This window comes from Affinundibacterium macrobrachii (assembly GCF_014652415.1).
GTDB classification, from domain to species: Bacteria; Pseudomonadota; Gammaproteobacteria; order Burkholderiales; family Burkholderiaceae_D; genus Undibacterium; species Undibacterium macrobrachii.
In genome coordinates, this window is sequence record NZ_BMYT01000003.1 from 289,501 (window position 1) to 301,457 (window position 11,957).

Consider the following 11,957-nt stretch of genomic DNA (forward strand, 5'->3'; position numbering starts at 1 on the left):
TCCTTGATCAGACAATCGTATTAATGACAATAACATCATTAAAATGATCGCGCACAACATAACATTTAAAGCTAGGAGTACCCGCTATCATAGGCGTGGAATCATCGTATTTCGGTCGAGATACATTTGCTGCGATTACCAAAAATTTGGACTTCAAAGCAATTTCAATTTCTTTGATTATGGTGTCGTACAATTTACACAATTGGTAGCCTTTCCTTACCCCTCTAGATCTAGCGGTTTGAAAAAGTTTTTCCTGAAAATATAATATTGACGTATCGAAAAATGCTGTTTCATCGACATTTAGCCCTGCACAAATTACCTTGCAGTCTTTGTGCTGGTCGCTGTCGTAGTGACCAGACTCATAACAGTTACTCCACCATAGTTTTGCTAATTCAAGAGCTAAATCAATCTCATTTTCATAAGCCCAAAAATAAATTCCTGTACCAGCTCTGCCAGCTTCCTTGGGCTGCCTAAACTGTCCTTGCTGAATATTATCGGCTCTTGATTTACTAGTTCCATGGGTTCCTAATAATTCCAAATCGTCACCCATTACATAATTTTATTTTATGCAGAAATATACCACATAAGCACATGTTCATGAAAAGCACCAATAATGGTTAGTATTTTAGAACTCTCTTAATCTGAGGAGTAAGTACGAATAGCTGATTAAACATACATAAGTAAGCTACATGTTTAATTACGTATAACGAAGTGAATTTATTAAAAATTCACAGCAATCCACTTCAACCATAAAGAAATGTTGCTTTACAAGAAGAATGTATTAATGACATAAATCGTAGAGCATCAAATGAATAATAACTTAATATTCATGCTTCGTGATCAAATTTAACAACATAAAATTTTCTCCAATTAAATTCTTATTCCAGAAAATACAATGTACTTTATAAAACAGAACGAAGAACAAAAGAGTTATTGCTCCCCAGTTAGTAAACTTGCTGGCATTGTCGCAGGCGCGGTCGGCGCGCCTAAACGCTCCTGCATGCCACCGTGAACCACAGGGGTGCTGTCCTGCGGCAGCATCTCACCATTCGGTTGTGTCCTTACGATAAATGCCTCGCAAGGCACAATCCCAGCGGTGAGGCTGCTGGGATGAGACTCAAATCGCCCCTGTACCGTACACGACGGCCGAAGAGCGAGCATTTAGAAATCATCTTATCTTGAATTTTGTAGATGTTAGCGCTGTATAAGAAGGGGCGATACCACCTCCCTGACTGAATGAGTATCGCCCCAATACACAAGCTCAAAAAGAAAAGGCGACATGCACTTCCGGCTAGAGTGAATGTCGCCTCGATACACAAGCTCAATTTGGAAAGCCATGTATGACTACTACGAAACTAAAGAACTACTTGGTAGTAAGAGTCATCATACTAAAATTTAATAAAAAACGCACCTTAAAGGATGGGATCCAACACTTAAAAGAGCGTTTCAATTTTTGCCTTAAGCAAAGCGTTCTTTTAGTAACAGCTCAACCCTGTCACAACCAACAATAGAAGTCATAAAATCCAACGGTGTAACATTTCCCAAAGACACCTTTGCAATGGTCAACCACTTCATCGCTTGATGCTCACTACCAAACAAAACTATCGCCAGTGCTATGACAGCCTTTCTTCGGTCATTGACCAAAATATCTGCCTCAGATTTGCATTTTGATTTTTGATTTGAAGATGAAATGTTCGATTGAAGGTGAGATAACACATGCTGAATTGGAGAAATACTTTTTCCTACTTCTAGTGTTGCACGGCAAACCGGAAATCGAGAACAACCCCAAAACTGATAATTGGCACCACTTCTGAAAACCATCTTATTTCCGCATTTAGGACACGACGGTGATACCTCTGATACGTAGTCTCTTGATCTAATCTCACGGCAAACCAGTTCTTCCAATTCAGCAGGTACAGAACCTTCTACATACCATTCCTTTAGCCTCTTATCAAAACGTGCACCGAAACTTTTAGCATATTCTTTGATAGATGGAGTAATGTTTAAACGAGTTCTATTGCTCATATAAATTTAAAGAAAAATGAATTAATAGAGAATCACACAAAGAGTATCAACTACTTTCCATTCTAAATTTTGCATCACGAATGGCATCAAGTTTTTCATAATATTTACTAGCAAATTCAACTCCAATCGGTGACATGATGGGCCATTCCACACTTTCTCGTGGATGAAATATTTTTCTAGAATTCATTCTTTGCTTCAAAACGGCTCTGCGTTTTATGTCCCTCACTTGCATCTCGTGTCTGCCTCCAAATTGTTTGAATCAATGTAGAAATACGATTTAAAACTATAACGCTTGTTGCACCTTCGTCACTTGAATCATCAATATAATTTCAGTCCTTGAATCATCATTACTTTTCGTATGAAAAAGCTTCGGCAAAAACGACATGCCAGAATGCGTATCCGTACTCTTGTCTTGAGTAAGTCCACCAATTAGCACCAGCTCACCATCTGCCACGCTCACGGTAGTAGATAACTGACGTTTAGTCAGAGTGGGTGAATTGTTTACGCCTGTTTGTGTCTTTGCAAAATCACTGATCTGCTGATCAATAGTCATATCTACTGAAGATTCTCTGACCACTGGCAATAAATCGAGAATCACACCAGAAGATCGATATTCAACAGATTGAACAGGCTGACCACCATTTTGCGAATAAGTAACAGCACCAAGTGTTGGAACGTCCTGACCGACCGTTAAGCGTGCCTGTGTGCCTGATTTAACTCTAAGCTGAGGTGTTGATATGGCGTTGAATCTTGTATCGCCTGAAAGTGCAGATAACGCCGCATCAATGTTTGCAGATTTAAGCGAAATAGAATTTGCCAAGCTGTTCACATTACCGATTGATAATCCGAAACGTCCACCGAGCAAATTAAGCGCCAAACCAAATGCCGATCCTTCAGTTTTTCCGGTCGTTACTTCATACACTACCAATTTCACCACAACTTCACCAATAGCAACATCAACCAAAGGCATTATTTTCTTTAACTTGGAAACTTCCTCTGACGTTCCTTGAAAAACCAAAGTGTCGCTATCTTGATCGATAAAAGAAGCAGCTGATCCAGGAGCGGCGGAATTAGGTGGATTCTTCGCGCCACCGGTCGCATGCACAGAACGATTGACAGTGAATGTGCCAGAGGTAAATAGTGGCGTTAGAAGACCCGTTAAATACGATACTTGACGATACTGAGGACGATACACAAACACTTCGGTGACTGGTTTAATTTCCTCTGGTACCTTCTTTGAGAAAAGGTAATCAACACCATTGCGCGTTTCAATTTGAAAACCCAATGAATCCAAAAACTCACGCCAAAAAAGTTTTAAATTTCCACTTCCGGTATCAAATCGAAACGACACTAAGCGATCATCTTTGAGCACAGAAGGATCGATCACATATGGTTGCTTCAAAGCTTCCAGATACACAAGGCTAATCACCTGAGCGACACTCACCGACTGAAAATCAAACTTCACATCTTGACTGTCTTTTGTAGGAACGAATGAAGTCTTAACTCCACGTTGCTTTTGGCTCTTCTCTGTAATGGCGTTGGTGCTGGCAAATGCACTAACCTGAAGGAGGATCAAAATGATTAAGAAAATCAATCTCATTTAACCACCTGCGGAACAATCGATTTATCGCCTCCACCCGACCACCTCGATACACGCTCACCATCAATCTCACCAATCAGAATCGCGCCAGTGCCATGAAACATAGAAGGTGATTCAACACGTAGTTTTCCTGATGGATTGGATAAAACCACCCACCGCATTTTTTTAGACTCAAACTCACCGACGACATGCCATGAATCAGAAAACCCATCGGTATTGACGGGAGTAGTTTTCACTTCATCAGGTACACTCAAACTTTTTGACGGATCTTGTGCGCCTGTTACCTTAGTGCTTGCACTACTAACCGATTTGCTTTCAGAAGCTTGATCAAGAGACCGCGACACGCCGTAAATACCACCCGATACCAGTAGAAGTACCATGACAGCAAATATCCACATACGCTTATTTGCCAGAACATTTTGGCGTTTATCAATCGCATTCTCTGTGCCAGAACCACCAGCGTAGCTTTGATACAGCGGAAAAATTTCAGGATTGTACTTTTTCTGGCGATCATCTATGCGAGTCTTACCGTTCAGTTTCCACCCCTCATAAATTTCAACTCGATAGCGTTTGGTGAAACCGAGCGACTTATGTTTATGCATCCTGAATGCAAACTCAATGACGTTCTTTACTGAGCGATGCAAACCAGTGATGTCTTGCGTCATGAGAACGACATCACAAGCAACCGATGTTTCAGGATGAACATAATGTCTATGCATACGAAAGAACTGCATATGTTCGTGGCTTAACTTACCACTGTCAGTTCCCCAAAAACGCCAAGCTTCATCAACCACAACAAGATCACCACCCTTCACCACCGATTCCAATTCAGGCTTTTCCTCGTCAGGGAAAAATTGCGGTTCCAAGATACGATCATTTTTCACGTGAATAATTTGACCTAATTTATCTATCTGCGCATCACGCTTATTGACTAGATATTCATGAATCAGATCTTCACTAATTCCAGCAACATTCGTCACAATACGACGACCTTGTGACACCGCATCTAATACGGGGGAAGAGACGACTTCAAAAGTTTTCCCTGATCCTTGCAAACCGACATACGCATTAATCGCCATAATCAACCAATCAAGGGAATGCGACGAATAATGAAGCGAGTAACATAGGCAGAAAGCACAGCACTAACTCCGCTTGAAAAACTCATCAAATCTAAGAAATACCAAACAGAACTAGGTATGTTGAGTAAGGAATTGCTCAGCGAAGCAGCCTTACCCGCACCAGGCAATAAACCGTAACTAGTCAATACTGGAATGAATTCTCTGACCACAAAATAGAGGGCATAAAATAAGACGAATTTCACCACTACAGAACGCAGGACAAATCCAAGGAGACTTTGTAATGCAGAAAATAGAATGCCAAACAGAGCAGCAGGCATAACGACCTCAAGCGGAAAGAAGAATAAAAATACCGACTAAAATCCAGACGGTTAACATGACTGCAGCAATCGTTTGTCGATGTTGCTCAGCAATCGTGCAATGCGTATCCATCACAATCGACTTATCAAAAATCGTAAATTGTGGCTTCGGGCATTCACCAACATGCTGCGGTGTTTGATAGTTTTTTAGTTCAGGAAATAGCGAAACTAATGGATACAGTATTTCAGGCGCAGATGGTGTCGGTTCTAACGTAGGCGCTGGAATTTTAGGATCAGCACCAAGATCAATTTTGGGGACATTAACTACATTCACATCTTGCAATGGCAAGGGATTAGGATTGTAAGAAGTGCCACTCGCGGTGACGGTTGGAGAAACTGGAACTGTGAGCGTGCCAACATCATTCGCCGGTGCTAAAAGATCTTTCACAGTTGGTGCAGCCGTTGGATTTTCCGCAAGCCAAGGCAAGACATCAGCGACCGTCACTGGTTGCGTGACTGAGTACGGCAAACCTTGGTAACCTGGCTGAGCGGCAGCACGCATCCAAGCTTGATCAACGAGTTTTGCCAAAGTATCCGGTGAAATATTCTCAGCGAGTTCTGATGGCGTTATCGCCCCTACTAATCCATCAAGATTTTGTACTGACCGCGGAATCTCCGTTGGAGAAATCAAAATTCTTTCGTCATCAGAATTCCAAGGTCTAGTTATCGGTCCATTAGTTGACAACGACGCGCCAACACCGCTAGCGATTGCATTCGCACATTCATCTATTGGAAAGTAACACACGGTCTCAGTCGAGGCGACCCCAACTAGGCGACTTACACCGCTCGCGGCTCTTTCAATATGTGGCTCTACCGCCCATGTGTAATAGGTCTTTATTTTGAAAGCGCCACTTTGATAGTCGTACACTTTGACCGGAAAGAATTTTTCTTTGAGTTCGTTCAAGCTCCAATAGACAAGTGCGACCTTTCCCGCTTTGGAGTCACTCGAATAAATATTGCGCTGATAGGGAATATTGACATTGGGTAAAGGAGGATAGGCATAGCAAGCTTGTGACGGAAAACAATCGGAGAGACGATAAATACTCACCTGGGCACCGTAATGCTCACCCCAAGGGTCATATTGTGGATTTTGTGAAGGGGGGGTGTAAGGCACTGGCTTTGCAGAACCTGACGAATTAATAGTTAAAGAATTGTTGTTTAACATTAGCGACGTTCCACCGGCAATGATCGCACCACCTACCGCTAAGATTCCCATACTTGCCGCAATCGTCAACCAAACTGGCGCACCGGCTACCGCCATTCCAACACCTGCCACTGTACCCGCAACATTTAGCGCGGTAATTGAACTACTCGCACCAGCCAAGGTAGTAGCAATTCGAGGATCATTCGCCGCAAATCCCCGAGCAATCGCAGTTCTAGTAATCACACCACCAATTGCGCGATTCACTACAAAATTTGCAGCGGGTGCCACAACGGGTACTTGTGAATAGACTTTTTGCTGTTGTAAGAACATGGCGAAGAGTACAACCAGAACAACCATTTTCTTCAACGTTAAGGCGATAAGAATTTTCTTCATATGAAAACACTCAGCAATGATTGAATGAGATACACGGCGCCAATCACCATCATCAAGCCAATTGTTGTGATCAATACGAATTTCAAAATGGCGTAAATTGGAAAGACTGCTGCAACAACTAACGGCTCCCACCACTTATCATAGCCAATCATGCATGCGTCCAAAACGGCGCACCAATAAGCACACCACACAGCTGCTAGACATAAAAATATGATGCTATTTTCCATTTCGCTTACTCCTAGAATTGGTTGTCGATACCTTTAATGACTGCCCAAGCACAGACAATTCCCCATGCAAAAATAATTAAATACCAAAGCTGATTAATGGTCATCGTCATCACCTTTTCTGCAATTAAGAGGAAACAAAAAAGGGAACATTTGCCCCCTTTCCTGCTACGCTAACTTACGCGCCTTTGATCATGCTAATAACTGCTTTAGCACCTTTAATTGCAACGTAAACACCCGCCAATGAAACAGCAATCGCCAACACCGCTGTTACGACAGTACCAAAGCTAACGGCGGAAGTTAACGGTGTTAAATCAGGACCATTTTGAGCCAAGGCAGAACCGGAAACAACAATTGCACCTACCAATGCCAAACCACGTTGAATATGTTTGTTCATGTTAAAACTCCTTCATAAAAAATCTGGGGAAGCGCCCAGTCGCATCATCAACCCCGACGTATCATGCCGAGAACTTGACCGATTCCGTGTGATACAAAGTAAAGACCAACCACCATACTGAATGCGAGCGTCCAAATACCCGCCGCATAGGCATAATCAAATTGTCCTAACGCTGCATCGATATCATTTTTTCTGCTTGGATCAAGGAGATATGCTTGCACTTTTGCAGGCACATAAAATTGCGTACCGACTCTTGCGCAGACTGCTTGTTGTGCAGTGGTTGCGCTCACTGAAGGAACGCACACCACTACCGTTTGAATTGATCCAGCAGACATCTATTTATTAACCTCTAATTGCAACCATCATTAGTGTTCACAAAGAACGATGAAAGATTGAATCCCTCTGTGCAATGAAAGCTAGCGGTTTCAATAGCAGACTCTTCATCATCAAAATGCCCCGCCTCATGCAACCACTGCGTATAGCTCACATCGCCATATAAAGGACAAAGAAATAGCGCGCTCTCTCTATCCTGCACGATGAAAACGCGCCGCATGATTAGGCCGCCTTCGGCTGTTTTGCCATTTCAATCGGCTTTAATTCTGACAACTGCATTTTTTGATTTTTACCGCTAACAACAACTTCCACTGTCGCGGTCGCCATAAATGGAAATGGCAAGTGCTTATACTTATTAAACTCCTCGGATAAACCTAAGTTATATTCAGCTACCGAAGCACCTTTCGCATTACCCTTTGAATCATCCAACGGTGTCTCGACGTACACTTTAGTGCTGTCAAACTCCATGCCGTTATCCATTTTTCCTTTGCTGGATTTCATGCCTAATACTTTGACTTCTGTTTGAAATTTCATGACTGCTCCTAATGGTTTGTGGGTTGGCTATTAAATGAACTGTCACCATCGGGATAGCCGTAATCCGATGCAGTTAAAATAAATGGTACGTGTGAAAATTCTGGTGGCTGCCTATGAAGAGGTGTAGAGGAAAATGCGTAACCTGGCATACGCAGACGTGCAGGCCATTCCTCTTCATCTGATTGAACTAGATTTAAAAACTCTGTATCACCATAAATTTGTCTCGCGATACGAATGAATTTTCCATAACCAAGCTTGGTGTATTTAGTGAAATGCTCAATACCTGCATCAGCCATCTTCCGAACAGTTTCTGTACGCTTACCGGTGGTGTTGGGGCTGTATTGTTGAAGGATTGGATAGGCAGCAACAAAGTAGCTTGATGGATCAATCAAAATCTCAAACGGGATAATTTTGTCGTGGTTACTAAATTGAACTTCGGCACGTATCCACGGACTATCCGGTGAACCTAGTTGCTTTCCTTTTTGATAGCCACGAAATAATTGACTACTACTTTTTGTTCCGGCATAAAAAGTCAGTCCTTTACCCATGGGATCATTATTTTTCCAACTACCGTAATTTTGTGGCTCAGGGCGATTACCAAAGCGATCAAATCCTCCCTCATCCCACGCTCTATCGAAGTCATGTACTGAGAGTTGCGTACCATCAAAATCATCGTGAGCTAAATCTACACGCGTGATCCGCGGTGATACGCACTCTGACGAAGTGAGAAATTGATAAAGGCGTAATTCCCAACCTTGACGCGCTGCAAGGCAACCCTGCCCATTGATCGCTATCAGGATTGAATCACGTTGACGCATACCGCCCATAGCGAAGTGACCATAGTTATCGCCTAGCTCCCAAGCATGCGCAAAGAAGTCACGTCCCTTGTCGTATTTCTTGGTAATACCGAATCCGAAAATATTTTCAATCGATTCAGAAAATGCTCTAGCAACATCATCATCAGAAATTAGCGCTCTAAAACCCTTATTGAAGATGGTTTTTTCGTGCATGGTCACGCGGAGTGTGTCGATAGCACAGCATTCGCTTTTAGCTGGAATGCGCACCATCTGCATGACTACCTTCCCGTCTCGCATACAAAGCTGAATTGGTGAATTAGTTGGTGATTGAAATGCTTCAATTAATTCTTGATTTGGAACGTGCGGATTATTGTTTTGTGAAAGCGCCGTTGGAACTTGATTCACATCTGCGTCTTTCGCTATACGTTCCCCCGTGTTTACTGTAGGGGGGATATCAGAGGCTTTTGCGCCCTCTCTTTGTGACGCAGCACGGACGCGCATCTGTCCGTCCTCGCGGCTAACGCCGCTGCGGGCGGGCTGTTGCTTGCCGCGCTTATTTCGTAGATCGTCATCCAAACGCTTAATCTGACTCATTGATTAACCTCTTTAGGATTTACGTTACGCGTAACGGAAATTAAGAAATTGAATTTTTGGCGTTGACGAAATTCGCGCTGGCGCTGCGCTAAAGACTTAGCATTTGGGCTCCTGGGGCGACCGCGAGCAGGCTTATCAAATGCATCGCGGGTGAATTTATCTGAAAGCTGTTTCATAAAGAGAATTCCTTTTCGAGGCATTGTTTATGCAAAATGGCTAAATTAATAAAAGAATATTTCCCGATGGAAACAGTTGGGAGGTAGCCTTTATTTATCATTCCGATAACAATTCCGACTGATTCTCGGCTTCCAAAAAGCATTTCTGCAAAGTGCTCGCGACTCACTAAAGGAGACAAAGAGGGAGACTTAAAAAGCATAGGAATTTTTTCGTTAGCACTCACTTTGTCCCTTTCAAGATTAATTCGACACGAAGATTAAGAACACTTTCACTTGCAAATTGAAATACAAGCGTCATAATTAGAATACACATCCACAAAGAGGATTTTAATTCCATTAAACGGATAATTTATCCGTTTAATGGAATATATATCCGTTAAACTGAAATGTCAACAAAATGGAAAAAATTTCTGACCGTTTGCGCTTTGCTATCGAAAATTTGATCGAAAGCAAGGGAAGAACCCAAACACTCGAAGATCTCACGGAGATATCCTCTGAAACATGGAGAAAATTTCTTAATGGGAAACAACGAGCAACGCTTGGAATGCTGGAAGCATTGACGACGAGATGGCCTGAATATGCATTCTGGATTTCAACGGGTATCAACGACTCAGATTTTGGGCATAGATCTCCAAAAGGAACGGGATTTCCAAGAGAATCAAAAATTCAGGAAAGCAGCGTTCACTACTTGGTTGCTGTTAGCGCATGGAACGTCGAAAATGAAAAATTCGCAAAGATTTGGCTTGAGGATGAAACGAATGAACTATCGCAAAAAATACACGATACAACCAAACGGAATAAGCACCATCTAGAAACAAACAACGAACAAGTAAACAAAAATCAAATCACAGTCAGCCTATTAGATGATTTACGTTGGATTGAAATACTTATCGACGTTTACTTACCAAAATTTGGTTACGAAGATACAGAAAGAATGTTGCAACTCGCCAAAAATAAGCTAGAGCAAATCGAGAAAAACGCAAAAAGGAATGAAATCGAAATCAAGAACGAATCAATAAAATCAAAGATACATGATCTTGATATTCAAATAGCAAGACACCACGAATGGAAAACACGGCACGAGACACTATTGTCCACCAACGCCAAAATCTAAACCTATGACAATAAAACCAGTAAAAACCGGCTGGCAAGTCAATATTCAACCAGGAGGACGCAAAGGGAAACGATTGAAGAAGACATTCCCTACAAAAGCAGATGCGCTAGCTTGGGAAAGATTTGTACAAGCTAAAGTTCAATCAACACCCGAATGGCAACCACCCAAAGCTGATCACCGTCACCTTTCGGACTTAGTAGATCTCTGGTACAAACACCATGGCACCGGATTAAAAGACGGTGAAGGTCGGAAGCGTATTTTGCACGCGATGTGCGAAGCAATGGGTAACCCAAAAGCTGAATCCTTCACTCCAGATCAATTCGCAGAGTATCGTTTGAAGCGAATTGAATCTGGGATAAAACCAAATACGATGAACCGCGAGCAGGCATACCTTCGTGCCGTGTTCAATGAATCAATCAGGCTTTCACACTGGAAGAAAGAAAATCCTCTTTCGAAATTGCGTGCGTTCAAAATTGATGAAACAGAACTGTCTTATCTATCATCTCAACAAATAGCAACGCTATTATCTCAGCTTTCAAAATCTGAGAATGAACACGTCGAACTGGTGGCTAAAGTTTGCTTGGCAACTGGTGCAAGATGGGGAGAGGCAGAAAGCCTGCGATCATCACAAATTCAAAACGGCTTAATCCAATTCGTTCAAACGAAATCAAGTAAAGCCCGTGCAGTTGCAATTAGTCAAAAACTACAAAAAGGCCTTGAAGAACATTATGAAAAACGTGGCGTTGGAGAGAGACTATTCACTACGGCATATTCCGCGTTTAGAGTGGCTCTAACAACCGCAAAACTAAAACTGTCTGAGGGTCAGCTAACGCACATTCTACGACACACTTTCGCAAGCCATTACATGATGAACGGAGGAAATATTCTCTCGCTTCAAAAGGTACTTGGACACCATAGCCTAACCATGACTATGCGCTACGCACACCTATCTCCAGAACACCTACAAGAGACTCGCAATCTCAATCCACTTGCCCATCTAAATGTCTGTTGAACTTCCGTTGTACTTTTCGAGAAAGTAAAAATAAAAAAGGGACTGCAAATAAATGCAATCCCTTGTTTTAATTACGTATTTTTGGTGGGCCTCCCGTGAGTCGAACACGGTACCAACGGATTATGAGTCCGCTGCTCTAACCAGCATGAGCTAGAGGCCCTATTTTACTGAGCAAACTT

15 protein-coding genes and 1 tRNA gene are annotated in these 11,957 nt (G+C 42.4%); 2 read left to right on the forward strand and 14 right to left on the reverse strand.

From position 1 onward, the window contains the following. Nucleotides 1-7: 7 nt before the first annotated feature. The 13 genes from IE103_RS10185 to IE103_RS10245 form a co-directional block, all read right to left on the reverse strand. The gene (locus IE103_RS10185; RefSeq protein ID WP_189346009.1) at nt 8-550 is read right to left on the reverse strand and encodes a hypothetical protein; all 543 of its coding nucleotides are present in this window, start codon (nt 548-550) and stop codon (nt 8-10) included. A 380-nt stretch (nt 551-930) separates the two neighbouring features. Beyond that, nucleotides 931-1,161 (reverse strand): hypothetical protein, encoded by a 231-nt coding sequence (locus tag IE103_RS10190; protein WP_189346010.1) that lies wholly within the window; start codon nt 1,159-1,161, stop codon nt 931-933. A 297-nt stretch (nt 1,162-1,458) separates the two neighbouring features. Continuing rightward, nucleotides 1,459-2,025 (reverse strand): MbcA/ParS/Xre antitoxin family protein, encoded by a 567-nt coding sequence (locus IE103_RS10195; protein WP_189346011.1) that lies wholly within the window; start codon nt 2,023-2,025, stop codon nt 1,459-1,461. A 283-nt stretch (nt 2,026-2,308) separates the two neighbouring features. Further along, complete coding sequence (locus tag IE103_RS10200; RefSeq protein ID WP_189346012.1) at nt 2,309-3,625, reverse strand: type II secretion system protein GspD; 1,317 nt, start codon at nt 3,623-3,625, stop codon at nt 2,309-2,311. Continuing rightward, complete coding sequence (locus IE103_RS10205; RefSeq protein ID WP_189346013.1) at nt 3,622-4,704, reverse strand: zonular occludens toxin domain-containing protein; 1,083 nt, start codon at nt 4,702-4,704, stop codon at nt 3,622-3,624. The genes IE103_RS10200 and IE103_RS10205 overlap by 4 nt, the downstream gene beginning before the upstream one ends. 2 nt (nt 4,705-4,706) lie before the next feature. After that, nucleotides 4,707-5,021: a DUF2523 family protein gene (locus tag IE103_RS10210; RefSeq protein WP_308426981.1), complete on the reverse strand. Its 315-nt coding sequence runs from the start codon at nt 5,019-5,021 to the stop codon at nt 4,707-4,709. A gap of 7 nt (nt 5,022-5,028) precedes the next feature. Then, nucleotides 5,029-6,597 (reverse strand): hypothetical protein, encoded by a 1,569-nt coding sequence (locus IE103_RS10215; protein WP_189346014.1) that lies wholly within the window; start codon nt 6,595-6,597, stop codon nt 5,029-5,031. Beyond that, nucleotides 6,594-6,824 (reverse strand): hypothetical protein, encoded by a 231-nt coding sequence (locus tag IE103_RS10220; protein WP_189346015.1) that lies wholly within the window; start codon nt 6,822-6,824, stop codon nt 6,594-6,596. The genes IE103_RS10215 and IE103_RS10220 overlap by 4 nt, the downstream gene beginning before the upstream one ends. A 175-nt stretch (nt 6,825-6,999) precedes the next feature. Further along, complete coding sequence (locus IE103_RS10225; protein WP_189346016.1) at nt 7,000-7,218, reverse strand: hypothetical protein; 219 nt, start codon at nt 7,216-7,218, stop codon at nt 7,000-7,002. 47 nt (nt 7,219-7,265) lie between these two features. Next, the gene (locus IE103_RS10230) at nt 7,266-7,553 is read right to left on the reverse strand and encodes a hypothetical protein (protein ID WP_189346380.1); all 288 of its coding nucleotides are present in this window, start codon (nt 7,551-7,553) and stop codon (nt 7,266-7,268) included. A 220-nt stretch (nt 7,554-7,773) separates the two neighbouring features. Then, nucleotides 7,774-8,085 (reverse strand): hypothetical protein, encoded by a 312-nt coding sequence (locus IE103_RS10235; RefSeq protein WP_189346017.1) that lies wholly within the window; start codon nt 8,083-8,085, stop codon nt 7,774-7,776. Nucleotides 8,086-8,093: 8 nt separating this feature from the next. Next, nucleotides 8,094-9,476 (reverse strand): replication initiation factor domain-containing protein, encoded by a 1,383-nt coding sequence (locus IE103_RS10240; protein ID WP_189346018.1) that lies wholly within the window; start codon nt 9,474-9,476, stop codon nt 8,094-8,096. Next, entirely contained in the window at nt 9,473-9,652 is a 180-nt protein-coding gene (locus IE103_RS10245) for a hypothetical protein (RefSeq protein ID WP_189346019.1), read from the reverse strand. The genes IE103_RS10240 and IE103_RS10245 overlap by 4 nt, the downstream gene beginning before the upstream one ends. 397 nt (nt 9,653-10,049) lie before the next feature. Here IE103_RS10245 and IE103_RS10250 point away from each other — a divergent pair, with 397 nt between their 5' ends. Both IE103_RS10250 and IE103_RS10255 read left to right on the forward strand, forming a co-directional pair. Further along, nucleotides 10,050-10,766, forward strand: a complete 717-nt coding sequence (locus IE103_RS10250) for a hypothetical protein (RefSeq protein WP_189346020.1) — start codon at nt 10,050-10,052, stop codon at nt 10,764-10,766. A gap of 4 nt (nt 10,767-10,770) precedes the next feature. After that, nucleotides 10,771-11,778, forward strand: a complete 1,008-nt coding sequence (locus IE103_RS10255) for a phage integrase (RefSeq protein ID WP_189346021.1) — start codon at nt 10,771-10,773, stop codon at nt 11,776-11,778. An 82-nt stretch (nt 11,779-11,860) separates the two neighbouring features. Here the strand turns inward: IE103_RS10255 and IE103_RS10260 are convergent. Beyond that, a tRNA-Ile gene (locus IE103_RS10260) sits at nt 11,861-11,938 on the reverse strand. Between the last annotated feature and the right edge of the window lie 19 nt (nt 11,939-11,957).

What these genes read in the sequence shown, in the direction of transcription:
- IE103_RS10185 (WP_189346009.1), bottom strand. Translation starts at nt 550, where the DNA reads ATGGGTGACGATTTGGAATTATTAGGAACCCATGGAACTAGTAAATCA.
- IE103_RS10190 (WP_189346010.1), bottom strand. Translation starts at nt 1,161, where the DNA reads ATGCTCGCTCTTCGGCCGTCGTGTACGGTACAGGGGCGATTTGAGTCT.
- IE103_RS10195 (WP_189346011.1), bottom strand. Translation starts at nt 2,025, where the DNA reads ATGAGCAATAGAACTCGTTTAAACATTACTCCATCTATCAAAGAATAT.
- IE103_RS10200 (WP_189346012.1), bottom strand. Translation starts at nt 3,625, where the DNA reads ATGAGATTGATTTTCTTAATCATTTTGATCCTCCTTCAGGTTAGTGCA.
- IE103_RS10205 (WP_189346013.1), bottom strand. Translation starts at nt 4,704, where the DNA reads ATGGCGATTAATGCGTATGTCGGTTTGCAAGGATCAGGGAAAACTTTT.
- IE103_RS10210 (WP_308426981.1), bottom strand. Translation starts at nt 5,021, where the DNA reads ATGCCTGCTGCTCTGTTTGGCATTCTATTTTCTGCATTACAAAGTCTC.
- IE103_RS10215 (WP_189346014.1), bottom strand. Translation starts at nt 6,597, where the DNA reads ATGAAGAAAATTCTTATCGCCTTAACGTTGAAGAAAATGGTTGTTCTG.
- IE103_RS10220 (WP_189346015.1), bottom strand. Translation starts at nt 6,824, where the DNA reads ATGGAAAATAGCATCATATTTTTATGTCTAGCAGCTGTGTGGTGTGCT.
- IE103_RS10225 (WP_189346016.1), bottom strand. Translation starts at nt 7,218, where the DNA reads ATGAACAAACATATTCAACGTGGTTTGGCATTGGTAGGTGCAATTGTT.
- IE103_RS10230 (WP_189346380.1), bottom strand. Translation starts at nt 7,553, where the DNA reads ATGTCTGCTGGATCAATTCAAACGGTAGTGGTGTGCGTTCCTTCAGTG.
- IE103_RS10235 (WP_189346017.1), bottom strand. Translation starts at nt 8,085, where the DNA reads ATGAAATTTCAAACAGAAGTCAAAGTATTAGGCATGAAATCCAGCAAA.
- IE103_RS10240 (WP_189346018.1), bottom strand. Translation starts at nt 9,476, where the DNA reads ATGAGTCAGATTAAGCGTTTGGATGACGATCTACGAAATAAGCGCGGC.
- IE103_RS10245 (WP_189346019.1), bottom strand. Translation starts at nt 9,652, where the DNA reads ATGAAACAGCTTTCAGATAAATTCACCCGCGATGCATTTGATAAGCCT.
- IE103_RS10250 (WP_189346020.1), top strand. Translation starts at nt 10,050, where the DNA reads ATGGAAAAAATTTCTGACCGTTTGCGCTTTGCTATCGAAAATTTGATC.
- IE103_RS10255 (WP_189346021.1), top strand. Translation starts at nt 10,771, where the DNA reads ATGACAATAAAACCAGTAAAAACCGGCTGGCAAGTCAATATTCAACCA.